This window comes from Jeotgalicoccus huakuii (genome assembly GCF_036665975.1).
Taxonomy (GTDB): domain Bacteria; phylum Bacillota; class Bacilli; order Staphylococcales; family Salinicoccaceae; genus Jeotgalicoccus; species Jeotgalicoccus marinus.
The window spans coordinates 34,635-57,924 of record NZ_JAVIYN010000004.1 but is presented as its reverse complement, the minus strand read 5'-3'; the positions used below and the strand labels follow the sequence as shown (position 1 = coordinate 57,924).

General features: G+C 35.3%; 37 protein-coding genes and 2 tRNA genes. 12 read left to right on the top strand and 27 right to left on the bottom strand.

Annotated features, from left to right (window positions below; all coding sequences use genetic code 11):
- Positions 1–3: 3 nt before the first annotated feature.
- The 15 genes from V6E76_RS03110 to V6E76_RS03040 all read right to left on the bottom strand — a co-directional run bounded on the left by V6E76_RS03110 (position 4) and on the right by V6E76_RS03040 (position 7,504).
- A complete protein-coding gene (locus tag V6E76_RS03110) occupies positions 4–210 on the bottom strand; it encodes a hypothetical protein (RefSeq protein ID WP_247348976.1) in 207 nt (68 codons plus the stop codon).
- Positions 210–737: a hypothetical protein gene (locus tag V6E76_RS03105; RefSeq protein ID WP_247348974.1), complete on the bottom strand. Its 528-nt coding sequence runs from the start codon at positions 735–737 to the stop codon at positions 210–212. The genes V6E76_RS03110 and V6E76_RS03105 overlap by 1 nt, the downstream gene beginning before the upstream one ends.
- Positions 715–942, bottom strand: a complete 228-nt coding sequence (locus tag V6E76_RS03100) for a hypothetical protein (protein WP_247348972.1) — start codon at positions 940–942, stop codon at positions 715–717. Before V6E76_RS03100 ends, V6E76_RS03105 begins: the two co-directional genes overlap by 23 nt.
- A 4-nt stretch (positions 943–946) precedes the next feature.
- Positions 947–1,711, bottom strand: a complete 765-nt coding sequence (locus V6E76_RS03095; protein ID WP_247348970.1) for an ATP-binding protein — start codon at positions 1,709–1,711, stop codon at positions 947–949.
- Positions 1,712–1,724: 13 nt separating this feature from the next.
- Positions 1,725–2,486, bottom strand: a complete 762-nt coding sequence (locus V6E76_RS03090) for a DnaD domain protein (protein WP_247348957.1) — start codon at positions 2,484–2,486, stop codon at positions 1,725–1,727.
- Positions 2,487–2,507: 21 nt separating this feature from the next.
- Positions 2,508–3,074: an NUMOD4 motif-containing HNH endonuclease gene (locus tag V6E76_RS03085; protein ID WP_247348945.1), complete on the bottom strand. Its 567-nt coding sequence runs from the start codon at positions 3,072–3,074 to the stop codon at positions 2,508–2,510.
- A gap of 35 nt (positions 3,075–3,109) precedes the next feature.
- Complete coding sequence (gene ssb / locus V6E76_RS03080; protein WP_247348943.1) at positions 3,110–3,586, bottom strand: single-stranded DNA-binding protein; 477 nt, start codon at positions 3,584–3,586, stop codon at positions 3,110–3,112.
- Positions 3,576–4,403, bottom strand: a complete 828-nt coding sequence (gene recT / locus V6E76_RS03075; RefSeq protein ID WP_247348923.1) for a recombination protein RecT — start codon at positions 4,401–4,403, stop codon at positions 3,576–3,578. The genes ssb and recT overlap by 11 nt, the downstream gene beginning before the upstream one ends.
- A 2-nt stretch (positions 4,404–4,405) precedes the next feature.
- Positions 4,406–5,353 carry a lambda-exonuclease family protein gene (locus V6E76_RS03070; protein ID WP_247348910.1) on the bottom strand — a complete coding sequence of 316 codons (948 nt, stop codon included), beginning with the start codon at positions 5,351–5,353 and terminating at the stop codon, positions 4,406–4,408.
- Positions 5,338–5,484, bottom strand: a complete 147-nt coding sequence (locus tag V6E76_RS03065; protein WP_247348899.1) for a hypothetical protein — start codon at positions 5,482–5,484, stop codon at positions 5,338–5,340. The genes V6E76_RS03070 and V6E76_RS03065 overlap by 16 nt, the downstream gene beginning before the upstream one ends.
- Complete coding sequence (locus V6E76_RS03060) at positions 5,471–5,713, bottom strand: hypothetical protein (protein WP_247348897.1); 243 nt, start codon at positions 5,711–5,713, stop codon at positions 5,471–5,473. Before V6E76_RS03060 ends, V6E76_RS03065 begins: the two co-directional genes overlap by 14 nt.
- Positions 5,713–5,850 (bottom strand): hypothetical protein, encoded by a 138-nt coding sequence (locus tag V6E76_RS03055; protein WP_247348895.1) that lies wholly within the window; start codon positions 5,848–5,850, stop codon positions 5,713–5,715. The genes V6E76_RS03060 and V6E76_RS03055 overlap by 1 nt, the downstream gene beginning before the upstream one ends.
- A 4-nt stretch (positions 5,851–5,854) precedes the next feature.
- Positions 5,855–6,127, bottom strand: coding sequence for a hypothetical protein (locus V6E76_RS03050; RefSeq protein ID WP_247348893.1), 273 nt, complete (start codon positions 6,125–6,127; stop codon positions 5,855–5,857).
- A 2-nt stretch (positions 6,128–6,129) separates the two neighbouring features.
- Entirely contained in the window at positions 6,130–6,633 is a 504-nt protein-coding gene (locus V6E76_RS03045) for a helix-turn-helix transcriptional regulator (protein WP_247348891.1), read from the bottom strand.
- A gap of 136 nt (positions 6,634–6,769) precedes the next feature.
- Entirely contained in the window at positions 6,770–7,504 is a 735-nt protein-coding gene (locus V6E76_RS03040) for a BRO family protein (protein WP_247348889.1), read from the bottom strand.
- Between the two features lie 50 nt (positions 7,505–7,554).
- On the opposite strand from V6E76_RS03040, the gene V6E76_RS03035 reads away from it, so the two are divergent.
- The gene (locus V6E76_RS03035; protein WP_247348879.1) at positions 7,555–7,773 is read left to right on the top strand and encodes a hypothetical protein; all 219 of its coding nucleotides are present in this window, start codon (positions 7,555–7,557) and stop codon (positions 7,771–7,773) included.
- On the opposite strand, the gene V6E76_RS03030 is transcribed toward V6E76_RS03035, so the two are convergent.
- From V6E76_RS03030 to V6E76_RS03020, 3 genes are read right to left on the bottom strand one after another with little or no spacing between them, the layout of a single operon-like run.
- The gene (locus tag V6E76_RS03030; RefSeq protein ID WP_499797701.1) at positions 7,760–7,894 is read right to left on the bottom strand and encodes a hypothetical protein; all 135 of its coding nucleotides are present in this window, start codon (positions 7,892–7,894) and stop codon (positions 7,760–7,762) included. The two genes, V6E76_RS03035 and V6E76_RS03030, sit on opposite strands and share 14 nt — an antisense overlap.
- The gene (locus tag V6E76_RS03025; protein WP_247348877.1) at positions 7,866–8,063 is read right to left on the bottom strand and encodes a hypothetical protein; all 198 of its coding nucleotides are present in this window, start codon (positions 8,061–8,063) and stop codon (positions 7,866–7,868) included. Before V6E76_RS03025 ends, V6E76_RS03030 begins: the two co-directional genes overlap by 29 nt.
- Positions 8,064–8,074: 11 nt before the next feature.
- Positions 8,075–8,299: a helix-turn-helix domain-containing protein gene (locus tag V6E76_RS03020; protein ID WP_247348855.1), complete on the bottom strand. Its 225-nt coding sequence runs from the start codon at positions 8,297–8,299 to the stop codon at positions 8,075–8,077.
- A 139-nt stretch (positions 8,300–8,438) separates the two neighbouring features.
- Between V6E76_RS03020 and V6E76_RS03015 the strand changes: the two genes are divergently transcribed.
- The 6 genes from V6E76_RS03015 to V6E76_RS02990 all read left to right on the top strand — a co-directional run bounded on the left by V6E76_RS03015 (position 8,439) and on the right by V6E76_RS02990 (position 12,481).
- The gene (locus tag V6E76_RS03015) at positions 8,439–8,786 is read left to right on the top strand and encodes a helix-turn-helix domain-containing protein (RefSeq protein WP_247348844.1); all 348 of its coding nucleotides are present in this window, start codon (positions 8,439–8,441) and stop codon (positions 8,784–8,786) included.
- A 42-nt stretch (positions 8,787–8,828) separates the two neighbouring features.
- Positions 8,829–9,818 carry an SAP domain-containing protein gene (locus tag V6E76_RS03010; protein ID WP_247348842.1) on the top strand — a complete coding sequence of 330 codons (990 nt, stop codon included), beginning with the start codon at positions 8,829–8,831 and terminating at the stop codon, positions 9,816–9,818.
- Between the two features lie 8 nt (positions 9,819–9,826).
- Positions 9,827–10,360: a hypothetical protein gene (locus tag V6E76_RS03005; protein ID WP_247348840.1), complete on the top strand. Its 534-nt coding sequence runs from the start codon at positions 9,827–9,829 to the stop codon at positions 10,358–10,360.
- A gap of 148 nt (positions 10,361–10,508) precedes the next feature.
- On the top strand, positions 10,509–10,718 hold the full coding sequence (locus tag V6E76_RS03000) for a hypothetical protein (RefSeq protein WP_247348838.1): 210 nt from the start codon (positions 10,509–10,511) through the stop codon (positions 10,716–10,718).
- Positions 10,719–10,983: 265 nt separating this feature from the next.
- A complete protein-coding gene (locus V6E76_RS02995) occupies positions 10,984–11,433 on the top strand; it encodes an ImmA/IrrE family metallo-endopeptidase (RefSeq protein ID WP_247348836.1) in 450 nt (149 codons plus the stop codon).
- Between the two features lie 10 nt (positions 11,434–11,443).
- Positions 11,444–12,481: a site-specific integrase gene (locus V6E76_RS02990; RefSeq protein ID WP_247348834.1), complete on the top strand. Its 1,038-nt coding sequence runs from the start codon at positions 11,444–11,446 to the stop codon at positions 12,479–12,481.
- Between the two features lie 157 nt (positions 12,482–12,638).
- Here the strand turns inward: V6E76_RS02990 and V6E76_RS02985 are convergent.
- From V6E76_RS02985 to V6E76_RS02975, 3 genes are all read right to left on the bottom strand, one after another.
- Positions 12,639–12,726, bottom strand: a tRNA-Ser gene (locus V6E76_RS02985).
- Positions 12,727–12,730: 4 nt separating this feature from the next.
- Positions 12,731–12,805: transfer RNA gene (locus tag V6E76_RS02980), tRNA-Asn, on the bottom strand.
- Positions 12,806–12,931: 126 nt separating this feature from the next.
- The gene (locus V6E76_RS02975; protein WP_247348831.1) at positions 12,932–13,540 is read right to left on the bottom strand and encodes a competence protein ComK; all 609 of its coding nucleotides are present in this window, start codon (positions 13,538–13,540) and stop codon (positions 12,932–12,934) included.
- Positions 13,541–13,734: 194 nt separating this feature from the next.
- Here V6E76_RS02975 and V6E76_RS02970 point away from each other — a divergent pair, with 194 nt between their 5' ends.
- A complete protein-coding gene (locus tag V6E76_RS02970; RefSeq protein WP_026866592.1) occupies positions 13,735–13,932 on the top strand; it encodes an IDEAL domain-containing protein in 198 nt (65 codons plus the stop codon).
- 85 nt (positions 13,933–14,017) lie between these two features.
- Here V6E76_RS02970 and lplA read toward each other — a convergent pair whose 3' ends face one another.
- From lplA to hemE, 4 genes are all read right to left on the bottom strand, one after another.
- Positions 14,018–15,010, bottom strand: coding sequence for a lipoate--protein ligase (lplA, locus tag V6E76_RS02965; protein WP_026866591.1), 993 nt, complete (start codon positions 15,008–15,010; stop codon positions 14,018–14,020).
- Between the two features lie 69 nt (positions 15,011–15,079).
- Positions 15,080–16,453, bottom strand: coding sequence for a protoporphyrinogen oxidase (gene hemY, locus V6E76_RS02960; RefSeq protein ID WP_205710595.1), 1,374 nt, complete (start codon positions 16,451–16,453; stop codon positions 15,080–15,082).
- 24 nt (positions 16,454–16,477) lie between these two features.
- Positions 16,478–17,392: a ferrochelatase gene (gene hemH / locus V6E76_RS02955; protein WP_247348830.1), complete on the bottom strand. Its 915-nt coding sequence runs from the start codon at positions 17,390–17,392 to the stop codon at positions 16,478–16,480.
- Between the two features lie 7 nt (positions 17,393–17,399).
- On the bottom strand, positions 17,400–18,425 hold the full coding sequence (gene hemE / locus V6E76_RS02950; protein WP_247348827.1) for a uroporphyrinogen decarboxylase: 1,026 nt from the start codon (positions 18,423–18,425) through the stop codon (positions 17,400–17,402).
- A 171-nt stretch (positions 18,426–18,596) separates the two neighbouring features.
- Between hemE and V6E76_RS02945 the strand changes: the two genes are divergently transcribed.
- Positions 18,597–19,139 carry a hypothetical protein gene (locus V6E76_RS02945; protein WP_499797700.1) on the top strand — a complete coding sequence of 181 codons (543 nt, stop codon included), beginning with the start codon at positions 18,597–18,599 and terminating at the stop codon, positions 19,137–19,139.
- On the opposite strand, the gene V6E76_RS02940 is transcribed toward V6E76_RS02945, so the two are convergent.
- Both V6E76_RS02940 and V6E76_RS02935 read right to left on the bottom strand, forming a co-directional pair.
- Complete coding sequence (locus tag V6E76_RS02940) at positions 19,136–20,338, bottom strand: ABC transporter permease (protein WP_247348823.1); 1,203 nt, start codon at positions 20,336–20,338, stop codon at positions 19,136–19,138. The genes V6E76_RS02945 and V6E76_RS02940 overlap by 4 nt on opposite strands.
- Positions 20,331–21,068, bottom strand: coding sequence for an ABC transporter ATP-binding protein (locus V6E76_RS02935; protein ID WP_247348821.1), 738 nt, complete (start codon positions 21,066–21,068; stop codon positions 20,331–20,333). Before V6E76_RS02935 ends, V6E76_RS02940 begins: the two co-directional genes overlap by 8 nt.
- A gap of 90 nt (positions 21,069–21,158) precedes the next feature.
- On the opposite strand from V6E76_RS02935, the gene V6E76_RS02930 reads away from it, so the two are divergent.
- The 3 genes from V6E76_RS02930 (at position 21,159) to V6E76_RS02920 (ending at position 23,252) form a co-directional block, all read left to right on the top strand.
- Positions 21,159–21,590 (top strand): HIT family protein, encoded by a 432-nt coding sequence (locus V6E76_RS02930; RefSeq protein ID WP_247348819.1) that lies wholly within the window; start codon positions 21,159–21,161, stop codon positions 21,588–21,590.
- A gap of 46 nt (positions 21,591–21,636) precedes the next feature.
- The gene (locus tag V6E76_RS02925; RefSeq protein WP_247348818.1) at positions 21,637–22,020 is read left to right on the top strand and encodes a YtxH domain-containing protein; all 384 of its coding nucleotides are present in this window, start codon (positions 21,637–21,639) and stop codon (positions 22,018–22,020) included.
- A gap of 95 nt (positions 22,021–22,115) precedes the next feature.
- Entirely contained in the window at positions 22,116–23,252 is a 1,137-nt protein-coding gene (locus V6E76_RS02920; RefSeq protein WP_247348816.1) for a peptidylprolyl isomerase, read from the top strand.
- The last annotated feature ends 38 nt before the right edge of the window (positions 23,253–23,290 follow it).

The following is a 23,290-nucleotide window of genomic DNA, read 5'->3' as shown; positions in this document are numbered from 1 at the left end:
CTCCTAAAACAGTTCTAACTGCCCTAATTCGTTCTCGTCCTTCAAATCTAATCTGCGTTTGTAATCATCATATTCATCAAAATCTATAGTGGTATTTGAGTAGTGTATGGACTCGTTATATCTCACATCGATAGTCGCATTCTTCTTGTTGAATACTGCTGTACCTACTGGCTTTCTGTGGTGATTATATAGAGTTGTTTGCTTAGCCATCAGCCCCACCCCTTGAAGCACTGATAGAAGAGTTGCCTTGTATATGGACTCGCTTGCCATTTAGCAGGCTTAACAGGTTTACTCTTTAACACTTGGATTGCTTCACGGTTCTCTTTTATAGTCGTTGGTGCATGTTTGTGCTTGTCGTTAAACGAACGCATTTGAATCATTCCATCATCCTCCAAATAATATTTTGGCTCTTCGAAAAACTCAGCGACCATTTCATCAAGTGGTATCATCTTCCACTTGCCACGTTGTAAAGTGCCTGTCTTTCCGTATGCTTTTAAAATCGCATGTTTAGTCATTTGCATTTTATTTTCTAGATCGTGCAGTGTACCTTTTATTTCTTCCTGAGTTTCTGTATTCACCAGTCTTATAAGACGGTGCTTATAACCAATCTTTCTACAGATGTTCGATACGTTTCGCACTGTTGTACCTACACGTTCAGCAATCTCATAACGAGTGCCGTAAAAGTATTCCTTCTTGTCATACACATATATATTTTCAATCCATTTGATACTCGCCATTCCTATCCCTCCATAGATGCACTAGTACGTCCGCTAATTTAGCTCTTACAGTCGATTGTGAGGCTTTCAATAACAAATCAATGTATTTATCCCCAAACAACTCCAAAGCGCTTATATCGTCTTTTGTGATGGTTTCACGTTGTTTCAGTTTCTCCGCCAGTGCCATCTCTGGACTGACGGGTAAGTCTAATTCAGTTAGTCGCATAACTTTATCCTCCGATTCGGTAGTCTTTACCGTTCAAGATGATGGTGTCTTTACGGTTCATCATTCGTGTAAAGATTTGATTCATCTTCATAGACTTCTTAAAGTCCTTGCTTGAATAATTGGTCGTGTAAATCGTGCTCTTATTCATACGAGCATCAGTAATCTTGTACAGCTCTTTTGCTTCCCAGTTGTTCTGTTCAGCGTTGACTTCATCGAGTATTAATAGATCAGCATCTTTAGCCATGTAATAAATGCCATCCGTTTTACCGTCTGTATCTTTTGATGTGGTCACCATCATGTCGAAGTAATCCGCAAACTTGATGAAAAGTACTTTGTAGTTCTCTTTTATCAATGCGTTTCTGATAATTGCTGACAGATAGGTCTTGCCAGTTCCGAATGAGCCTTGTATTACTAGTCCACGACCATTTTTTAGCTTATCGTCAAAGTTATTAATATAGTCTTTAGCAACTTCAATCGCTTTCGCTTGTTGGTCTGTATCAACTTTTAAATCCTCAAACTGTGCATTTTGATACTCAATATCAATCACAGATGCATTGATAAACTTCTTAGTGTTCAAGTCATTCTGTATTGCATTTACTTTTTCAGTCGCTTTACATATACAACCAGTGATTGTGGTTTCTTCTGTACCATCTTGAAAATACTTCGTAAGTTTCTTTAACGGTCGTTTACAGGTCTCGCAATTTTCACCAGTAAACTCAACTTTTGAGTCCTTCATTTTGGCGTACTGCATGTACTGCGCTAATTCCATTTAATCTAACCTCCTAGAAACCTAATTTTTTATACTGTTCTTCTTGCTCTGGTGGTAGTTCGTGTGTGACTTGATTTTTATACTTATTGACTTTACTTCTATTCTCATGATGTTTGATATCTTCAACAGTTTTTAAGTTATGACCTTTCCAGTCATTTAAGATGCTCTTGTTGTATTTCCAGTTCTTTACACCACGTTGTCTAGATATATCGATAGTTAGTTCAAGTACACTTTCAAATTCATCGAAGTATTTTTTGTAGTATTCAACATCTTCCATCATGAATTGGCTAATAGATCCAAAATAATTTTCTAAGAGGGTAGCAGCCGAAGATGGTTTTCGCTCTTCTTCCTCTAACCTATCCTTACCTAACCTATCCTTACCTAACCTTACCTGTGTATCCCGTTGGTGCACCTTTGGTATACCATGTGTCATACCAATCTCGTAACTCCCGTTCTTAAGCTGCTTTAACTGTTGTTTTTCTTCTTGATAGACTGTTTCGTTGTAACGATCCGAACGAATATAGTTATGAATCTTCCAATCCTTAATAACGACGACTCCACTTTCAAATGGAATCAAAAATTCTTTGCTTAAAAGTATTTTTAAATCATCATCACTTGCACCAACCATTCGTTTTATCGTTTTGACATTTCCGATAAATCCATCATCATCTGCACTCATATTTAAGTGAAAATATAAGCATTGTGTAGACATCGGCATGTCTAAAAATGTGTCTGTTTCAGTTATTCTTTTACTGAACATTCTGCGTTGTGCCATTGAGTTCATCCTTTCTTAAAACTAACCAATGTATCTTTCATACTCATCTGGTCGAAGAGCAATGAACACTTTAAATTGGTCTACGTATATCGCACCCTTTTTCAATTTCCCACTAAGATAACCAGGTTTTCTTCCTAAAAATTGACTAGCCTTACTCAGGGATCTAAAATAATGAGATTCTCCAGTTTCTGTATTTAGAAGGAAAACATTTTTATTACTAGTCATAAGATTGTTATCGAAAGCGTGATTATTATTTTCTCTATGATCACACCACTCAAGATTACTTACGTGATTATTTCTAGGGTTACCGTCTATATGATTTATGCTTCGTTTACCTGGTATTTCAGGGATAAAAGCTAATGCCACTAATCTGTGAACTAAATATGATTTATCTGTTTTATTTTTCCAAAGAGAGACTCTAACATCTCTTCCATTAGGGTTTTTCTCCTTCAGTATTCTTTGCTTCCATTTCCTGATTCCGTGCAATGATGAGTAAGTTGTTTTATCTTTATGAGTTCTAACCCTACCGTGATTGCTAACCTCGTAAAGTCCTTCGTAGCCTACAACATCTTTCCAAATCTCCATCATTTACATCACCTTATTTCATATATTAGAAGGGGCTTTTACGCCCCTAAATCAAAAGGGAGATCATCATCCTGTATATTTACTGGTCCTTGATTGTTCTGGAACGGATTATCTTCATATGAAGGCTTGCTACCTGTAGTTTCCCTTGCTTGTTTGCTATAGTTTTGTTGATTATTATTTGGTTTTGAATTCTCACTCTTTGAGTCCAGGAATTGCACCGATTCAGCAACTACTTCAGTTACATATACTCTTTGTCCGTCTTTATTCTCGTAATTACGAGTTTGTATTCTGCCATCTATAGCACATTGACTGCCTTTTGATAAATACTGATTCACATTCTCTGCTTGCTTTCTAAAGCAAACGATATTGATAAAATCTGCACCACGCTCACCATTCTGATCTGAGAATCGTCTATTTACTGCCAAATTGAAGTTTGCAACTGCTATATCTGATTGACTGACCCTTAATTCAGGGTCTTTAGTCAATCTGCCTACTAATACAACTCTATTGAGCATCTGTTGCACCTTCTTCTTGTGGGTAATCCGCTACGATTTCAGGCATATCTACATAGCTGTCGTCATCAGGTGTGATGTCTTTGATATTCTTACCTACTCCTTCGTCGTGTGATACTGCTTGCTGCATCTCGACGGATACAGGTAGGTATTTCCACATGTAACGAATAACTGTTTTCTTAGCCATTTCTTCATAATCAGTCGCCCACGGACTGTATTTGCTGTTAGCAGCTTTACTTCTTGCTCTACGTTTTTCAATCTCTGACTTAGGCATATATTCAAATTGATAACCACCATCTTTAAAATGAGCGACTGCATAAGCACCTTTGAACTGACCTCTATCAGATTCAGCAGGCACATGTTTTAAATCGCTGTGTAAGCCAAGCTGATACTCGAATTCATCATTTTCATAAACTGCATGAGCATAAATTGATTGGATGTGACCTGATCGTCTTGCAAGGTCAATCATTCCTCTGTAACCAATGATGAACGTCACATCAGTTGTACCTTTTTTGTTGTTTCTAAATGGTAAGAAGTAGCAGTGGCCCATTGGTCCAGGCTCAAGTCCAAGTTGTGCTGATTGCATCACTGCACCAAGTAAACTTGATACATCTGCTTCTTTAAGTGCTGGTGTCGTTCTAATAACCGTTGTTGCCATTCTGGTCATGCGTTCTATACTCATGTGTTGCGGTAATGCTTGTGCCATTGCTGGAGCCATTTGGTCAATGTAATCACCGATTGTCTTTGGTTTATTGTTGTTCGCCACTTCGTTTTGTTTTTGAGTTGCTACCTGATTTTTTAAAGATTCATTTGTTGCCATGATTATTTTTCCTCCTTGATTTGTTTGATTCTTAGGATTCTAGATTCAGTTTCTTTTGTGTATTTTTCTAGGGTGTCTTTACCGTATTCTTCTTCGAGCGCTTTCTTATCGAGTGTTCGTCTAGTCTGTGGCTTCCACGTCACGATGTAATTCTGAGATGCACCTTTAGTGCTGTGTTTCAAAGTATCTTTGAGTTGATTCTCATACTTAGATTGAAGTTCCTTAGTTTCTTTAATTGATGACTTGCATGATTCAATCGCACGGATTAACGTATCTGCATCTTCCGTAAGCTCAACTTGTTCATCATCTATATCTGAATACATATGATTGATGAAACTTGTCATTGCACCGCTACCATCGATTTCAGGTATTACATTCGCTAATACGTTGTTGTGCCAAAAATCATATTCAGCTTCAATAATGATATGGATCAGTTCGTCATCCCGTTCAATCTCTTTCCAAACAAAGTTATTTCCACCAATCAATACTGCGATATAGGCTTTCTCGTAGCCTGTAACAGCCATATAATGTTGCACCTGACATAAATACTGTGCAGGCACATCATCGCCTTCCCACAGTTCTTTGTTGTATTGAGAAGTCGTCTTGCATTCGAGCAGTGCTTTCTCTCCAACGACCACTCTATCTAGGTTTGCTAACATAAAGTCGTGCTTAGGATGTCTTAACATACGGTTATCTCGTCTAACCTTTTTACCAGTACGCCTTTCAAATTCTTTAGCGACTACATTTTCAAGAATGTTCCCGAAATGGATATAATCGTTATCGATTTCTTGTCTAAGTTCAGGATTGGTCTTTTCAAGGAACAACTGAGCTTTTGACTTCCATTTGTTCACTCCAAGAATTGTTCCAGCATCTGAACCACCAATGCCTGTGTTACGAGCATCTAACCATTCCTCATGTGTTAAGTCTTTAACGTTTAAGAGTTCTGCCATGATTTCACTTCCTGTGTTAAAATATTGTTATAGTATTTTTTCTTAACGACTGGTCTGCCAACCGGTCGTTTTTTCATGCACTTAGGGACTTCATTCGCTAAATTTTCGACTGTTACTTTAGTACTCTGCATCGTCTAACACCTTCTTTAACACAAGGTACGCTCGATTTGACACATCACCTTGTGTATGGAGTTTTAATAGTTTCTTCTGTGCATATTTGACCTTGCCTTGTACATCTTCAAAATCATGTTCAAGTTCATGTAGTTCATCGCTAAGACTACTGATTTCTTCTTGCGAATTTTCCAATTCAACGTTTAAGTTCCCATTTTCTTCTGCTAAGAATTGATTAGTTGCAAACATTAGAATCCCACTTCCTCTGTGCCGTATATTTCTGCGTAAGCTTCATCTGCTACAGGGTCTACATAATGCGTTTTGATTAACATTGCACCTACAAACACGACCGCTAGTATGAGTGAGTAAATCAATTCTTTTTTCATCTCGTTACCTCCTGTATTTATCAAGAATATCGACTGCTAACTGCCTACCGAGTTCTCTTTTGATATAGATTTTTCTATCTTTCTGAATCACTGCTTTTTGGAACTTTTCTTCATATAGCAAGTGGTCTTTGAAGTACTGCATTGTGAGTCCAATTTCTTCCGCAAATTCTTTTGGTGTTATGAATAGTCGTTCATCTTGTTTTTGGCTAACGATGGACTGAACAATCTCTGCAATCACAGGTTTAAGCTCATCAACTTCTACTACTGTTATCGCCATGTTTATATCCTCCTTTGCATCTTCAGACGTGCATCTCGATTCGCATTAAGCTGTTGCGGTGTGAGTCCGTAATCATTGATTAAGCAATTTACAAAGCTAGTGCCTTCAAACAGCACGTCTTGTAGTTCAGCTATCATGAGTTTGAGTCCTTCGAGTTCCTGATCAGTTGTATGTTCGGGATGTTTGTCTAAACGATTTGCCTTGAGTACGCTCATAAATTCTTCAATCTCACGTTCAATGCGGTATACAAAAGCGAGCCTGTGACCGTCATACACTCTGTCTGATGCGGTGGGTTGTGCGTAACCTTCTGTCATCTCATAAGCCACGTCATTCAACATCTGAGCATCTGTCGTATTATTCAGTGCTGCACTGTACATCATCTGTGTGAGTGGTTTCTGTCCGCTTTCTACTCTGCTTATATACGATTTATCAACGTGTAGCTCATTCGCTACATCCTGTTGTGTTAAGTTGTTTCTTTTTCTATAACTTGCAATTACATTCGCCATGAATTGTCCTCCAGTCATTTATTTATGATTGATTGTTGATTTGATTAGTCGTTATACTCTATTTAGAGTTAATTAAGTTAGTCGCATAACTGATAACTCATTGGTAAGGCTAGTTGGTCGCTAGTCTTACTACCTTCTATTCAGCTGTCCGTTCCTCTTCGGATTCAGCTAGCTCTAGAGTTATTTGTCTTGTTTTCATTAACGTTGCTGTAGATGGTGTCCACTGATTGATGAAATCTAGTACTAAATTAAAGTGTTTTTGTCTTAGTTGAGTTCTAGTCTTGATACCAGCTACATCATTCACACCGTGATTTATATCTTTAAATAGTGCTGATCTAACTTCTTTAGTGTTCGCTAGTGCAAAAGCATTGATTGTATTAGCTACTGTTCTGTTTACTTGTCGTGAAATATAGGAATACTCCCCTGCTTCAAGCTTTACTTCTTCTTTTAAATAAGTGACATCTTTCTCAACTGTTTCTACTCTTTCAGAAGTTTCTTTAAGTGCTTTAAATTGAAGTTCCAACATTTCCATTGGACTTTTAGGTTCTTCATACTTCCCTGTCTTTCTGATTTGTGGTAAAACTTCAGAAGTTACCCACTTTTTAAAACGTTTTGCAGATTCTAGTTGGCTACCAAAAATAAGAGCATATAATCCAGATTCATTGATGATGTATGTTTTTCTCATTTGACCTGAGTCGGTGATTCCCCTACTCAGCTTATCTTCTGTATCAACATGTCTTTTTAAAGCATCACTTGTATCCTTGTAACCTAAAACTTTCGCTACATCTTTTCCGACAAAATATGGTTCATCTTCGATAGTCAAAGTTCTTACATTATTTTCTTCGAAATTAAATACTTGTAATTGATTCATTTGTTAATTCCTTTCTTTGTTATACTCACCTTAGAAAGGTGGTGATAATGATGAATTACGGTGATGATATTAATGCTGGTTTAGAAGCAAAAGGTAATGTTTATGTTTATGTGAACGGTCAAAGTTTAAAAGTACAAACATTTCTAGATGAGAACGATGAAACTTTGGTGGTAAAAACTGCTTCTAATACCTACTCAATTAATAAGAGCAGAATCGACTATTTAAAAGTTGCAAAACCTCGTTCAGGTGATATGCCTACTCTGGGTTAGTTTCTAAGTACTGATTAATTTCTTTAATGAGATTCGCAGTTGCTTCAACCAATTGCGGGTCTCTACCTTCTTGAATTTCTTTCAATAAAACTTCAATAGTTTCTACCATATTTTTCTTCATTGTTTACACCTCCTCTGAGATTTAAATTGATCGATGTTTTATTGTTCATTTCGAAATCAGCTTTGTACCAACGCTTTATCATTTTTTCGATGTGTGACAAACTAGCCGCCATTCTTGATGTGACTGCAATCACTGAGAGAATGGTTGCTACTACTAATAGTTTTTTCATGTCATCCCTCCTTAATTCGCTTTCAATTGTTTCGTTTCGTTACTTTTTTCTTCAAAAAAATAAGTCCAGTTAAATCCTAGTGTTTTTGCGATAGCCTTAGATGAAGCTACTGATGGATTTCTAATGCCTTGTTCAAGCATCGTGTAGTATGGTCTACTAACATTGCTGAGATCAGCTACTTCTTGTTGAGTTAGATTAAGTTTATTTCTCTTTTGTATCAACCACTCTCTTTCCATTTCATCACCTCCTTGTTTCGTTTCGTTACATTCATTATAGTATCGTTATGTTACATTGTCAACTAAAAGTTTCGTTTAGTTACAAGCTATTTAAAGTTTCATATTGTTACATTATAATTGCTTTATCAGGAGGGATATTATGCTTTCTAGTAATCTTAAGAAATATAGAAATCGTTTTAATTACACACAGCAACAAGTAGCAGATAAAATTGGAGTTACTAGACCTGCATATACTGCGTATGAAAAAGGTACCAGAAACCCTGATTCAGCAATGTTAAGTAAATTAGCTGATGTTTTTGATGTGACAATAGACGAATTATTAGGAAGAGAACCAAAACAACATAGCGCAGACGAATTCGATGTATTCATGTTTGAGGATAAGGAAGCATTTGATGCTTTGCCTGAAAAAGTTAAGCAGGAATTAATAAAAGAGATTAATGAAAAAATAGAATTTTTAGCATATAAACAAAAGAATAAAGATAAGTAGGTGTAGCATATCGAGAAACTTAATGCTGTAGAAACGCTATATATGCATTATGCAGTAGGAAGAACTCCGACAGATGCAACCAAGTATTCATTATGGCAAGAGGAATATTTGGTGCCAGCCAAAACTTTGTTAAATGGGCTTTTAGATAAAAATGTTCTAAATTTAAATAATGACTTAAATGAGAGTCTACGTAAAAAGAAAGTGCCAGAGTTAAAACATATACTTAAATCTTATGATTTGAAGTTGAGTGGTAAAAAAGATGATTTAATTAATAGAATTAAAGAAAATCAAAGTGAAATAGACATTGAGGTACTTAATTTAGAACCAGTACTATATGTTTCTAATGATTATCAAGACTTTTATAATTCTACTGATTTTATAGAGTACGGGCACAACAGTAATTATATAAGTATTTTCGAGCTTTTTAAGTATTATCAATCTTCTCCTGGTAAAAATAAAGACGAGATAATACTTGGTACTATGATTGAAAAATACAAAATCAAGTTAGACGAAGTAAATAAACACGACTCAAAAATGCTTTCAAGTAGGATTTCTGATTACTATTTAAAAGAATTGAATAATATTTATGATGGATACTATTATTTAAATTGTAGCGTTATGATCCAAATTATGCAGAATATCGAATCTTATAGAGGTATGTTGGTAAAGTACGGGAAAAATAGTATTCAAATTGATAACTTAGATTATCTTTTTAGAATACACGATAAAAATATCCAAACTTATAATAAACTCTTTCATACCAGCCAACTGAACTCAGTAAATGTTGCTAAAGACATGTATTCACATACTGATTATCTGCCATATAGTGATGAAGATAGAAAATTAGTTTCTAATTTTGTGTTCCATTACTTTAAAGATCAAGAAGAATCAGAGAGGATTCTACGTCATGAAATCGAAAATGAATATTATCCAAATCCTGAAGAAGAAAATCACAATAATACCAACCAAGTAAACAAAATCGATACAGTTGAATCAGGATTTAAAAGATTCATAAAGAATATATTTAAGTAGGTGTATTTATGGATTGGAAAAAGTTTGTTACAGGAAATACTACTTCTCATAATAATGTTGAAGAAAAGCATGAACAAACAGATGAATTAGAATCATTAGATAGTTTTGAAGAAAATCAAGAATTGGATAGACGAATCTCTAAAAGCTTCTATATTCACAAAGACAGACTTATCCATAAATCTTCTAATAAGAGATACATCAATACTGCTGAGTTTAAACATTACTATGATAAACATTCTAGTCCAGCTAATCCTGTAATGTTTCTAGATGAAATAACACAGGTTAAGTATGAACTAACTATGCTTACTAAATGGACTCCGATATGTAACGGGCTACTTATAATAGATAGTAAAAATGTTCATTTTATATCATTGGGTAAAAGAATGACGTTAGAAGTTATGCCGATTGATAAAATATCTGCCGTCGAAGATGAACTTAATATTCTTAAAATATATATTGGTAGCAGAAAATTAACATTTAAGACTTCTATGAGAACAGTGAAATTGATTAGAGAACATATACAGAATTTAAAAATGAATTAATTGATCAGAATGAAGAAATAATTAACCTACTAAGTCAAATAGCTAATAAGTAACAACCAACTGACCATTGGTTATACAGTGGTCAGTTATAGGATGAACACATATGCTGAGCTTTGTGGAAACACAAAGAAGCCACGGATAAAAAACCGTGGCGGTAACAAAATTGATTAGCCCTGAGTCATTGGATCAAACTCTCCAAGTTGACCAACTGACGAAAGGGATTGATGCAATGAAAGATAACGCTGGAATTAACTTTGACAACTTTGTCGAACGTGCTGAATCTACGTTAAGAAACTTTGAGTTAAACTCAATAGAAAACTTCGCGTCACCACATGGTAATAAATGCCCTGCTTATTAGTAATAATAAGCTGAGTACTGGGTGAATTCAAGGGAAACCTAAGTCATATTGATATGGCAACCTTGAGCTAAGCTGATGAATTTCATAAAAGTAATCAGAAAGTGCAACGCATAGATAGTGAGTAGAAAAACAATAACCTATCCACGAGCGCCCAGCATCCTATAATTTCATAATAGCACACTAGCTGACCACTAGTATCCATATGTGGTCAGTAATTTTTTAAACTTTAAACCGAACATACGTTCTAAAATAAAGGGGTTTTGACATGAGAATCGAACAGAAAGTAAATGACATCGTGGATTTATCCATATTAGATGTACATGATTTAAATATAGAACACCTAGCATACATGTTTGATGTACACATACTCTACAACCACCAATCCAACTTTTATGTACAGAAGTCAGGTGTCGATATTATCGGACTTAAATTTGATAAAAAGCATGAGATGTTCAAAGCGTTCTGCCACGAAGCAGGACACATGTTTTTACATGCCACACATCAACACAATATGCCGAAAGCCTACAACGAATATCAAGAAGCAGAAGCCGAAAAGTTTGGACTACTCTTACAGATGCCAGAAAAGTTAATCACCAAAAACAGACTCTATCAGGCAACGGATTTAATGGCGTATTTTGGCGTTTGTGAGGACGTTGCACTTAAAAGGATAGATATGCTCGTAAATCATTCTAAAGTGTCTGGAATACAGTTTTAGGAGGGATACAATGGAACCTAAGAAGGTAAATGGTAAGTGGGGATACAATTTTAGTTATCAAGGCAAACGGTATAGAAAACAAGGTTTTGCGACTAAGAAGGAAGCACAAGCACGTATACAGAAAATAATAACTGATGTAGCTCATGGTGTAGATAGTAGCTCAAATGAATCTCTATTTGATTACTATGAGCGTTGGGTAGACACATATAAGCTGAATATCGTATCAGATAAATCATACAACCGTTTTATCAGTACGTTAAAGAAAATGGAAGATTACTTTCCACCAAATATGCGGCTAAAGGATTTAGACCAAGATCAGTACCAGTCATTTATCAATCACTACGCAGAAGGTTTGACTAAGAATAGTGTGTTGAAGATGCACCAACAAGTAAGAGCATGTCTAGAAGATGCGGTCTACAATGGACTGATTCCACGTAATCCAACGTATAGAGCGAAGATTTGGGGTACAGTAGCACCCAAAAAAGAAGAATATAAGTATATGCAACTGCAACAATATGTAGATACTAAAGAATACTTTAGGAATAAACGTGCGAAAAGTGCATTGCTATTGTTCATCTCACACGTGACAGGTGGTCGCTTTAGTGAAGTCAACACCATTAAATATGAATACTTCGACTTTGAGAACAACAAACTATTTTTAAATGGTACAAAGACTGAAGCATCACCAAGGACTATTACACTGGCAAGCAATGATATGGCACATATTAAACATGAGATAGAAGCACTGGAATTAGATCAGCAAGAATATATCTTTAATATTGCATACAGGACTGCGAATGATATGTTCAGTCGTGCAAGGGAGTATCTTGGCATCGATAAAGAGATTACAATAAATGCACTAAGACATACTCATTGTAGTTATCTTTACAATCATGGAGTATCTATTCATTACATTAGTAAACGATTAGGACACAAAAGTATTCGAATTACATTAGATGTGTACAATCATATTTTTGAAGAAACGTATGAGAATGATGAAAGTAATGCTTTAAACATATTAAACACGATGCCAAACGACATAAGTTGACAGGCGATTGTCAGAACCTGCTTGTCAACGACAATGTTGTCAATTTGTTGACTACTCTACTCATCTTTAATCACTTCTAATCATTCATGTAAATATAACAAAACCCCGTCATATCAACGTTTAACGATGATTTAACGGGGTTTAAGTATTTAATGAACGGAGATGGAGAGATTTGAACTCTCGCGCCGCTTTCGCGACCTACACCCTTAGCAGGGGCGCCTCTTCAGCCACTTGAGTACATCTCCATAATGGCTCCACAGGTAGGACTCGAACCTACGACCGATCGGTTAACAGCCGATAGCTCTACCACTGAGCTACTGTGGAATATTATGTATCTTTCAAACGAACAATATTTATTATAACAACTCAGCTAAACAATATCAACAATAAATTAATATTAAATAAGAAAAGTTTACAATTTTGTTGAATGTATTAACTATAACTTCAAACTCAATTAATTGTATTAATTTCATCTATGCTTCTCATCAATTTGATATAAGTTGCCTTGGCAGCTTCATTAATATATAACATATCATCTTCTTCTTTTGATTGATGTCTATATAACGATGCATCACGCTTTTGATTTTTCTTATAATATTTCTCCTTCTCAAGATTGAATTTATAATATAATTTCACTGCATTTAAATATTGCTTATTATAAGAAGCATATGAAATATCCACTACTAATTCCTCATTATTTTCAAACTTGACTAAGGTTTGTCCTCTATAGGGATAATAATTTTGTATGTACTTTAAATTGAACCAACTGTTAGACTGCACCCTATCTGAATGTGTACAAAAATAAATATATGATGCAAATAAATCGATAATTATCGGGTGCTTAGACCTGATCTCAGTCAAACTTCTAGACAACTCTTTTCTAGCTGAATAGCTTTGAGAATGGAGTTTACAGTTATATTCAATCACTTTATTTGGACTTCTAAGACATTTAATAGGATCACCATATAGCTCACAGATTGTACTTTCAACATAACGGCCATCTTCCTTCGCAACTACATACATAGTGTTATCATTTATAGTGTAGTGTTGTCTTGTCATGGGACCTCCAAATTATTTACTTAAAAATAATATAACATATATTTTAAATTTTGTTAACTATTATTAAATACTGTTATATTAACTTATCACATACTTGTCAGAAAATTTGCTTTTACGATTCTCATTATCATTGACCTAATTGAGAATGGTGTGTATACTTTAATTAAGTTAGTAATCGAGAGGGGTTATCAATTATGGGGAGACCTGTATATCCAGCCAATCAATTAAGAGGCTTTCTTAATACTATAAATGATTTATCAGCAGACTTGGTTTTACAAGAATCAATGTACCGTTTTAATTACGACTTATATTCCCGTAAAATCGAAGAATCACTTATAGAAAAAGACGAAGAAAAATTTAATAAGTATACAACTTTAATGAAACAACTATAGAATTTACATAAATAAGCACCAAATTCTCTAATGAGAATTTGGTGCTTTTATCATATATATTCCCACTCTACAGTACTAAATACTTTTAAGAAACTAAGTCTAAAAATTCATCTCTAGTAATACGTCCTAAATAATGACTGATATCAATATCAGACAAGGCCTGATCAATTGCTGCTCTATTATGTTCAACACCAATTAATCGATTTTCAATATCGATGACTTCCCCTACACCAAAGAAGTCTCCAAAGATTTTGGCATGCTCAATACGTCCACCATTTACCTCTAAACGTACATCTAATAATCCAGCGTCGTACTTATGAGAATTATCATAATTATACTTAGGGTTTTTACCATAGTTCCATTCCCAAGTTTGATATTTCTCTTTGGACAATTTATTAATTTTTTCCCAGTCTTCATCTGTTAGCTTATATTCTTCAACATTTTCTAAGCCACCAAATATGTTCGATAAAATTCTCTTCTTAAATTCTTCAATATCGATTTTCTCTTCTAAGTAATCATTGATATTCCCTACTCTAGCGCTAACAGATTTTACGCCCTTAGACTGAATCTTTTTAGGGTTTACTTTCAAGGCATTTTGTACCTCTGAAATATCACTCTCAAGCATCAAAGTACCATGTGAGAACATACGACCTTTTTGTGTGAACATCGCATTCCCTGATACCTTTTTGCCACCTTCAATTTCTATATCATTACGACCAGATAATTCAGCTTTAACACCCATATCATTTAAAGCATCTACAATCGGCTGGGTGAACTTCTTAAAGTTATGGAAACTATCTCCATCATCCTCAGTAATAAAACTAAAATTCAAGTTACCTTCATCATGGTATACTGCCCCACCACCTGAAACTCTACGGACAACTTTGATACCATGTTCCTCTATATAAGGTACATTAATTTCTTCTATGGTATTTTGATTTTTACCAATGATAATAGAAGGTTGGTTCACGTAAAAAAGAAAATAAGAATCATCTGTTGGAATTTCTCTTAAAATGTACTCCTCCATTGCCAGGTTAATCATAGGATCTGTGATGTCATTATTTGAAATAAATTTCATTTGTATTTCCCCCTGTTTAAAATAAATGACCTGTTACTAATTATAATAGAAACAGGCCATAAAATCACATTACTTTTTCATTATTTTCTCTGCAGTATCTTTAGCAGTCTGAACACAATCCGGTAGCCCTACTGCATAGTGGGAAGCACCGATTAAATGTAAACCTGGATAGGTTTGACTAACATAAGACTGTATATCATCGATCATTCGCCTATGGCCAACAATATAGTTTGGCATGGAATATGGCATCCGCGTCACTATTTCAAACTCCGCTTCACCTTTTATATCCATAATCTTATCTAGATCTTCTCTAGCCAATCTAGCAATATCTGCATCCGAGCGTTCATGAACAATGTAGTCACCTGGTCGTCCAACATAAGCTCTTAATAAAGCCTTACCTTTAGGTGTGGAATGTGCCCATTTTTTATTCGTCCAAGTACAAGCAGTAATTACAGTGTCCATGTTACGACTGATAACGAAGCCTGTACCGTCAATAGCATTTTGAACTTGAGATTCATCGAAGGCCATGACTACAGTTGCAACACTCGTTGCCGGCATGTGATTAAAGTACTCAAATTCCTTATCATCAAACCATCGCTTATACTGGAAGTGCGGTGTTGTAACGATGACTTCATCATAATCACTTGTTTCACCGTTAACAGTCAAGGTATAGCCATGATCATTTTTAGTGATTGCCTCAACATCACTATTGAAATGAATTTTACCGCCCTGTTCCTCGTTTACTTCTACCATGCGGTCGATAAAGGACTGTAAGCCACCTGAAAACTGCAAGAATTGCCCGACTTTCGTTTTCGGTGCTTGTGGTTTATTTCTTCGCTCTAAATTAAGCCCCTTCATCAAACTACCGTAATACGATTCAGTCTTTTTAAAATTTGGATAAGTCGACATTAAACTCAATTGATCAATGTCAGTACTGTAAACACCAGATAAGAGTGGCTCAATCATATTTTCTAAAACTTCATTCCCAAGCCGAGCTCTGAAGAATTCACCAACAGAAATATCTTTATATAAAGGTAAGGCGGTTTTAAAGTAATCCATCGTCGCTCTTAATTTACCCGGCCAAGAAACTAAGTCCGTATCAAGTAAAGATTTAAATTCTAAAGGAACACCTAACATAGTTCCCTTAGGTACAGGGTACAATTGATTTTTAGCATAGATATATGCTTGACCTGTCTGATTCCTTACTAATGTCGTATGAAGCCCTAGTTTCTCTGCTAGTTCAGTCATTACTGTTTTTCTAGCCAGGTAAGACTCTGGTCCTAATTCAATTGTGTAGCCATCTTTTATATGTGTATTGACTTTACCACCCGCTCGATTCGACGCCTCATATAACTCTACCTGACAATCATTACTTTCTTCTAAAAGATAATACATTGCAGAGAGGCCTGTTATACCTGCACCGATTATGGCAACTTTTTTCATTATTACACATCCTGACTATCTAAATTAAAGTTTAACGAGTTTGTTTACCATCGCTTGAATAAAGCGTTCATCTGTATTCGGCATTGTCGGTCTATGGTAAGTTGCACCGATTTCATCAGTTACGACCTTACATTCATAGTCATTATCATAAAGTACTTCTAAATGTTCACATACAAAACCGAGTGGTAAATAAACAAAATGTTCGAATCCATGTTCTTTGTGTAATTCACGAGTAAGGTCTTGAACATCTGGCCCTAACCAAGGATCAGGCGTGTTCCCTTCAGACTGCCAACCTACAAAGTAATGACCTTTATTAAATCGTGCTTTTAATAAGTTCTTAGTCTCTACTAATTGGTCTGGATACGGATCATTATGTTCTTTAATTTTCTCAGGTAAACTGTGTGCACTCACAACAATTGCAGTTTTACTCTGTTCTTCTTCAGGAATTTCTTTAAACGTACCTTCTAAAGCATCCACCCAGAAATCTATAAATGGTGTTTGCTCGTAAAATGATTCGACAGATTTAACCGTCATACCATATTTTTCAGCTTCTTCTTTGGCACGTTTATTATAAGAACCGACTGAGAAATTAGAATAATGCGGTGCTAAAACAACCGTATGAATTTCTTTAATTCCACGTTCACTAATTTCTTTTACACTATCTTCAATGAAAGGATGAATATGTTTTAAGCCAATAAACAGCTCGTACTCATCATCACTTTGTTTGTTCAGTACTTCTACTAATGCATTTGCTTGGCGTTCTGTTGTATCTGCTAAAGGAGAAATACCACCGATTGCTTCATAGCGATCCTTTAAGTCTTGTAAAGCTTCTTCACTTGGTTTTCTACCATGTCTAATATGCGTATAGTATGGTTCAATATCCGATTCTTTGTAAGGCGTTCCGTACGCCATAACTAATAATGCTTTTTTTTCACTCATTTTAAAATCACAGTCCTTTACTAAATGTGTGTACTAGTTCAGTTAAACGTTTTAGTACTTCTGGATTCACTTCTGGGAATACCCCATGTCCAAGGTTGAAGATGTGCCCTGTTCTTTGCCCTTCTTCAACAATTTTCTTGGCACGTTCTTCAATAATATTCCAGTCGGATAAGAGAATCGCTGGATCTAAGTTTCCTTGTAAAGCTTTAGTAATTCCAAGTTCACGTGCTTCAGTAATTGACATTCTCCAGTCGAGTCCAAGCACGTCACTACCTAATTTGTCCCATTCTGTAGCTAGGTGACTTGCACCGACTCCAAAAATGATAACTGGCACATTTTGTGCTTTTACTGCCTTAATAATACGTTTCATACCCGGTGCAAGATAGTAGTTATAGTCAGCTTTATTAAGGGCACCACCCCATGAATCAAATATCTGAATAATGCCAGCACCTGCTTTAATCTGTGCTGTTAAGTAAGTAATGCTTGTTTCAACTAGCTTATCCATCAATTTAAACCACAGCTCTGGCTGTGTATACATCATTGTTTTAGTTTTGTGATAATTTTTTGATGGACCGCCCTCAATCATATAGCTCGCTACAGTAAACGGTGCACCGCAGAAGCCAATTAAAGGGACATTTAACTTTTCTTGAGTTAGAATTTGGATCGCCTTATATACATAATCTAAGTCTTTAAAGGGGTCTAGCTCTCCTAGTTTTTCTACATCTTGAATTGTTCGAATCGGATTCTCTATTACTGGACCAATACCAGCTTTAATATCCACATCAATTCCAATTGGTGCAAGTGGCGTGATGATGTCCTTATAAAGTACCGCAGCATCAACATTATAGTTGTCTACTGGTGTCGCAGTCAGATAGGCAGTGAGTTCAGGTTGTTTAGTAATTTCAATCAGTGAATACTTCTCTTTCACTTTATTATATTCTGGCTGTGAACGCCCAACCTGTCTCATAAACCAAACCGGCGTATGCTCTGTTTTCTCGCCGCGCGCTGCCCGAATGATAGTATCATTAAACACAGTGTTTCCCCCTATTAATATTTTTTTATACACTATAGTATTTTATCACATTCATTAGAACTATTATTATTTAGCTCGAAGTTGTCAAAAATTCGTTCTATTTGTGACTATGTTTAAAGTCACTATTGAGCAGGTATATAAAAATTAATAAGACTTTATGAGGTGAAGAAATTGTATTTGCATTTAACAACAGGCACATTAGATTATTTAACATCTCTTCATGAGAAATATGACCAAACATCCATTAGCTCAAGAGGTACTGATGCTATTTTGTACTATGAAGATAATAATGAAGACTCAGTATTCTCCACTAAAATGACATATGAGATTTTTGAAAATATGGGTGATCTCGATGCAGATGGACCGATGACAATGTATTATATCCCTTCTGCAGGAGATGGATTCCACTCACTCCGTGCACATGTTTTAGATTTAGCGAAAGCATTAGCTGACATAAATGGCGTGCTTGCATATCGTGTTGGAGTCAATGAGAAAAAAGAAACTTATATGATACTAATTAAATGGGCAGACTTATCTATTTACGATGACTTTAAATATACGGATGTTCACGAACAATACCTAACAACAGAGGCACTTAAAAAATTCCGTACAGAAGAGTCGCTCTTTGGAGATTTCTTATCATCTAAAACCTACTATACAATTAATGAAAATATCTTCACAGACGAAGAAAAAGAAGAAGAACTGAGTGATTAATCACTCAGTTCTTCTTCTTTTTTGTAAATTGATTTTGATAAGAATTTGTTCAACACATAACCCCATAAAGGGAATAATAGTCCTATATAAAAATACTCAGGTTCTACAATAATAAACATTAATGTGAAGATTAAAGATATCAGTAGAACAATTTTATGAGAATACCTAATGTAACTATCTTGAATGTATGAACGATTTACTGGCCATATTTTTGGCCATAAAAGATAAGCTTGATTCGTATAAATTTGAGACATCTGCAAGACGATAATATAAATGCCGAACAGTGAAAATACGAGTGAAATATAAAAGTTTGAAATCCAAAACATAATGATAAAAAATAAGATGATAATTCTAAGCACAATCATAGGTAGATCATGATCTCTTAGAAAAGAACGGTAAAATAGGTACTCATACATATTTTTCTTATTGAACTTTTCACCCTTCATATCTGGTAACAATACATCCAAATATGCGCGTCGTTTAAAGCTCTTATCAATTTGTTTTACATTCGTAAACATGCTGACCACTTGGAAATAAGCGTGTGACTCCTCTTGTTCATAGACTGTATAATTCAACCATGATAAGGTCTTAAAACGTATTTTTCTCACACTGACTTGACTAAGGGCAACGATAGCGAGTGCTAAAATAATGAACAATGAATGCTGTTGAATTAAAAATAAGCTAACAAAGTTTAATGCGAATAAACTTAAATTTACCATCCACTTTTTCAACTCAGTATTAACTGCTAATTTTTTAATCGAAAACGTATTGAAGTACAAGATCAATGCAACTAAGAAAAAGAGGATAATATGACTTAGGTCATGACCAATTGTTAAGAGAATCATTACTGCAATAGACACTGCAATTGGCGGAACAATACCGAGTGACAAACTGTAAATATCTGCCCGTTTAAAATAGGCAGTCATATGCTTTTCATAAGGTGGTAAGAACAACATGTCTGCTTCTTTTAATAAACTTCTATATTTTGGGTTTATAAAAATGGAAAGTACAATCGCACAGATTAAATCAATGTGTATCCCTGGACTTAAAGTTTCTCTCAAGCCGAGTAAGGTATATAATATGACACCTGCAGCAATCATTAAAAATACTAAAAAGTGACTGTTAAATATAAACTTTCCATAATAGCTCCTTAATTTGATATCTTCGGTCATTCGTCCTTCAAATAACGCTTTACTCATGGTGATTACCACCAGTGAGTTTGATATAGACATCGTCAAGCGTGCCGTTCGGCAATTGAGTTAACGCTCTTAACTCCTCTAGATTACCATCGGCAATTTTACGACCTTTATCTATTATGATATATCGATCACAGTATCGTTCAGCTGTCGATAAAATATGTGTACTCATTAAAATCGATCGGTTTTCTTCTCTTTCAGAAATCATGAGTTCAATAAGTGATTCAATTCCTAATGGGTCTAGCCCTAAGAATGGCTCATCTATAATATATAAATCTGGTTCAGCAATGAAAGCACAGATGAGCATAACTTTTTGTTTCATCCCTTTAGAGAAATGACTAGGGAATGTATCTTCCTTATCATCTAGCCTAAATCTTTTTAAGAGCGGACCCTTTCTTTCTTCAACTTGTTCAGGTGTAAGGCCATAAGCCATCGCTGTCATATTGATGTGCTCTTTAAGTGTTAACTCTTCGTAGAGTATTGGAGTTTCTGGAATATAACCTAGATGTCTCCGGTAAGCCTCTACATCTTCTTCTAGTCGGTGTTCCATGACCTTTATTGATCCGGAATGCGGTCTTAATAGACCTAAGATATGTTTAATTGTGGTACTTTTACCGGCACCATTTAAACCAATGAGACCAATGATTTCCCCACGTTTTATATCTAATGATATATCATGAATGACAGGTTCCTTTGAATAACCACCTGTTAGATTTTTTATATTTAAGACCATTGTTTGACTTCCTTTTAAATCGTTCTAATTATTTGTATACTGATATTTAAGTAAAACTATATCATAAAGAGAGCTATGGAGGATATTGAGATGACTAAGACTATTTTTGAAAAAATTATCGACAGAGAAATACCAGCAAATATTATTTATGAAGACGATGATGTCATTGCATTTATGGATGCCTTTCCAGTTGCTAAGGGGCACACACTTGTCGTACCTAAAAAAGTAATAGAAAATATTTACGACCTAGATGATGAAACAGGTGCAAAAGTAATCAAGGTTGTTACAAAAGTGGCTAATGCAGTCAAAGAGGCGTTTAACCCTGACGGACTTAACGTTGCTCAAAACAATGGTGCTTATGCATCACAATCAGTCTTCCATCTACACTTCCATATCATTCCTAGATATAAAGAAACACATGATGGTTTTGGCTATAAGTGGGTCGACCTACCAGAAGAAGAGAACACAACCGATGTTCGTAGTGAAGTAGCAGAAGCAATTAAAAATTCATTAAATGCATAACTATCGCTGAGACTGGGTAAGTAATTAACAATGAGAGGTGTATAATATGAAACTTAAAAATATCGGAGTCGGCTTTACTGTTGGATTAACTGGAGGTTTACTTATTGCATTCTTAAACGCTCCTAAGTCCGGTAAAGCTTTACAAAATTCATTAGCATCTGGCTCTAATGATTTACAGTCAGGTCTTAATCAGTTAAAAATCGAAGGTGATGAAATCAAAAATGCCTTCCTTAAAACAAAACGTGAATCAAGTGAGGTTTTCTCAACACTTGGAGATGAAGTCAAAACGATGATTTCTAATTTCCAAGCAGACATCAACCCTAATATTGAACGTTTACAGACTAATATTGAAAATGTTCAAAACCGTGTAGATGGTGCTTTAGAAGGCCCACCAAGTAAGAAAGATCAATCTGAAACTGAAGAAAAATAACAGACTATTTAAACATCAGGCAGCTTACGTTTGTATGCTGCCTTTTTTGTGTGTTATATTATTTCTTGTATATGCAACTAGGAGGAGAATTTGAGATGAAGAAGAAATTAGCACCTTTTATTTTAGGGATTGGCTTGGTCAGTCTAGCTGCTTGTAGTAATGATAGCAGTGAAAGTAATGAATCTGAAGAAAATACAGACCAGGGTGAAGTTGAATACGGAGATGTTCTAGCTTCAAGTAAAGCTGGTGATATTACTACAGACGATGTATTAAACCAAATTGGTACGAATCAAGTCGCAAATCAGACTTTCCAATTAGTATTAGACCAAATCCTTTCTGATAAGTACTCAGAAGAAATTGATAGAGAAGAATTAACGAGTCAGGTAGAAGAAGAAATTGAACAATACGGTGGAGAAGAGAACTTTTCCATGATGTTACAACAATCTCAACCAGGGATGACAGTAGATTCTTATAAACAACAACGTATTTCTAACGCCTACAACGATTTATACTTTGCTGATTACTTAGAAATCACTGATGAAGAAGCATTTGAAAATGTCAGAAAAGCATCTCACATTCTCGTTTCATTCGGTGAAGAAGGCGAAGCACCCGCAGAAGGTGAAGAAAACGCGGAAGAAACTTTAACTAAAGAAGAAGCAAAACAAAAAGCAGATGACCTGAAAGCTCAATTAGATGAAGGTGCTGATTTCAAAGAGCTTGCTCAAGAAAACTCAGATGATACAGGCAGTGCACAAAATGGTGGTGACCTTGGTTATGTACCAGAAGGACAAATGGTTGAAGAATTTGAAACTGCCCTATTTGATTTAGAAGCTGGTGAGATTTCAGAACCGGTCGAATCACAGTTTGGTTACCACATTATACTTCGTGAAGATGCCACACTGGAAGATACACCAAAAGAAGAATTAAACACAATTAAGGCGCAACTTGTTAACCAGAGCATTCAAGAAGATCCACAACAAGCATTAAAAGCATATGAAGATCTTCTAGAAGAATATGAAGTAGAGTTTGAAAATGAAGAAATTCAAACATATATTGAAGATACATTCTTAAATGCGAATGAAGCACTGGAAAACGCTCAAACTGAAGATCCAGCAGCGGAAGAAGAAAATACTGGAGAACCTAGTAAAGAAAATGAAGAAGGAAGTGAAAGTGAGTCCGGTGAAAATGCTGAATCAGGCGAAGATAGTGAGTCTTCTGAGGACGCTGAATAGATAAAAAGATGTTAGTCAATCTCTCTGATTGACTAACA

What these genes read in the sequence shown, in the direction of transcription:
- V6E76_RS03110 (WP_247348976.1), bottom strand. Translation starts at nt 210, where the DNA reads ATGGCTAAGCAAACAACTCTATATAATCACCACAGAAAGCCAGTAGGT.
- V6E76_RS03105 (WP_247348974.1), bottom strand. Translation starts at nt 737, where the DNA reads ATGGCGAGTATCAAATGGATTGAAAATATATATGTGTATGACAAGAAG.
- V6E76_RS03100 (WP_247348972.1), bottom strand. Translation starts at nt 942, where the DNA reads ATGCGACTAACTGAATTAGACTTACCCGTCAGTCCAGAGATGGCACTG.
- V6E76_RS03095 (WP_247348970.1), bottom strand. Translation starts at nt 1,711, where the DNA reads ATGGAATTAGCGCAGTACATGCAGTACGCCAAAATGAAGGACTCAAAA.
- V6E76_RS03090 (WP_247348957.1), bottom strand. Translation starts at nt 2,486, where the DNA reads ATGGCACAACGCAGAATGTTCAGTAAAAGAATAACTGAAACAGACACA.
- V6E76_RS03085 (WP_247348945.1), bottom strand. Translation starts at nt 3,074, where the DNA reads ATGATGGAGATTTGGAAAGATGTTGTAGGCTACGAAGGACTTTACGAG.
- ssb (WP_247348943.1), bottom strand. Translation starts at nt 3,586, where the DNA reads ATGCTCAATAGAGTTGTATTAGTAGGCAGATTGACTAAAGACCCTGAA.
- recT (WP_247348923.1), bottom strand. Translation starts at nt 4,403, where the DNA reads ATGGCAACAAATGAATCTTTAAAAAATCAGGTAGCAACTCAAAAACAA.
- V6E76_RS03070 (WP_247348910.1), bottom strand. Translation starts at nt 5,353, where the DNA reads ATGGCAGAACTCTTAAACGTTAAAGACTTAACACATGAGGAATGGTTA.
- V6E76_RS03065 (WP_247348899.1), bottom strand. Translation starts at nt 5,484, where the DNA reads ATGCAGAGTACTAAAGTAACAGTCGAAAATTTAGCGAATGAAGTCCCT.
- V6E76_RS03060 (WP_247348897.1), bottom strand. Translation starts at nt 5,713, where the DNA reads ATGTTTGCAACTAATCAATTCTTAGCAGAAGAAAATGGGAACTTAAAC.
- V6E76_RS03055 (WP_247348895.1), bottom strand. Translation starts at nt 5,850, where the DNA reads ATGAAAAAAGAATTGATTTACTCACTCATACTAGCGGTCGTGTTTGTA.
- V6E76_RS03050 (WP_247348893.1), bottom strand. Translation starts at nt 6,127, where the DNA reads ATGGCGATAACAGTAGTAGAAGTTGATGAGCTTAAACCTGTGATTGCA.
- V6E76_RS03045 (WP_247348891.1), bottom strand. Translation starts at nt 6,633, where the DNA reads ATGGCGAATGTAATTGCAAGTTATAGAAAAAGAAACAACTTAACACAA.
- V6E76_RS03040 (WP_247348889.1), bottom strand. Translation starts at nt 7,504, where the DNA reads ATGAATCAATTACAAGTATTTAATTTCGAAGAAAATAATGTAAGAACT.
- V6E76_RS03035 (WP_247348879.1), top strand. Translation starts at nt 7,555, where the DNA reads ATGAATTACGGTGATGATATTAATGCTGGTTTAGAAGCAAAAGGTAAT.
- V6E76_RS03030 (WP_499797701.1), bottom strand. Translation starts at nt 7,894, where the DNA reads ATGAAGAAAAATATGGTAGAAACTATTGAAGTTTTATTGAAAGAAATT.
- V6E76_RS03025 (WP_247348877.1), bottom strand. Translation starts at nt 8,063, where the DNA reads ATGAAAAAACTATTAGTAGTAGCAACCATTCTCTCAGTGATTGCAGTC.
- V6E76_RS03020 (WP_247348855.1), bottom strand. Translation starts at nt 8,299, where the DNA reads ATGGAAAGAGAGTGGTTGATACAAAAGAGAAATAAACTTAATCTAACT.
- V6E76_RS03015 (WP_247348844.1), top strand. Translation starts at nt 8,439, where the DNA reads ATGCTTTCTAGTAATCTTAAGAAATATAGAAATCGTTTTAATTACACA.
- V6E76_RS03010 (WP_247348842.1), top strand. Translation starts at nt 8,829, where the DNA reads ATGCATTATGCAGTAGGAAGAACTCCGACAGATGCAACCAAGTATTCA.
- V6E76_RS03005 (WP_247348840.1), top strand. Translation starts at nt 9,827, where the DNA reads ATGGATTGGAAAAAGTTTGTTACAGGAAATACTACTTCTCATAATAAT.
- V6E76_RS02995 (WP_247348836.1), top strand. Translation starts at nt 10,984, where the DNA reads ATGAGAATCGAACAGAAAGTAAATGACATCGTGGATTTATCCATATTA.
- V6E76_RS02990 (WP_247348834.1), top strand. Translation starts at nt 11,444, where the DNA reads ATGGAACCTAAGAAGGTAAATGGTAAGTGGGGATACAATTTTAGTTAT.
- V6E76_RS02975 (WP_247348831.1), bottom strand. Translation starts at nt 13,540, where the DNA reads ATGACAAGACAACACTACACTATAAATGATAACACTATGTATGTAGTT.
- V6E76_RS02970 (WP_026866592.1), top strand. Translation starts at nt 13,735, where the DNA reads ATGGGGAGACCTGTATATCCAGCCAATCAATTAAGAGGCTTTCTTAAT.
- lplA (WP_026866591.1), bottom strand. Translation starts at nt 15,010, where the DNA reads ATGAAATTTATTTCAAATAATGACATCACAGATCCTATGATTAACCTG.
- hemY (WP_205710595.1), bottom strand. Translation starts at nt 16,453, where the DNA reads ATGAAAAAAGTTGCCATAATCGGTGCAGGTATAACAGGCCTCTCTGCA.
- hemH (WP_247348830.1), bottom strand. Translation starts at nt 17,392, where the DNA reads ATGAGTGAAAAAAAAGCATTATTAGTTATGGCGTACGGAACGCCTTAC.
- V6E76_RS02940 (WP_247348823.1), bottom strand. Translation starts at nt 20,338, where the DNA reads ATGAGTAAAGCGTTATTTGAAGGACGAATGACCGAAGATATCAAATTA.
- V6E76_RS02935 (WP_247348821.1), bottom strand. Translation starts at nt 21,068, where the DNA reads ATGGTCTTAAATATAAAAAATCTAACAGGTGGTTATTCAAAGGAACCT.
- V6E76_RS02930 (WP_247348819.1), top strand. Translation starts at nt 21,159, where the DNA reads ATGACTAAGACTATTTTTGAAAAAATTATCGACAGAGAAATACCAGCA.
- V6E76_RS02925 (WP_247348818.1), top strand. Translation starts at nt 21,637, where the DNA reads ATGAAACTTAAAAATATCGGAGTCGGCTTTACTGTTGGATTAACTGGA.
- V6E76_RS02920 (WP_247348816.1), top strand. Translation starts at nt 22,116, where the DNA reads ATGAAGAAGAAATTAGCACCTTTTATTTTAGGGATTGGCTTGGTCAGT.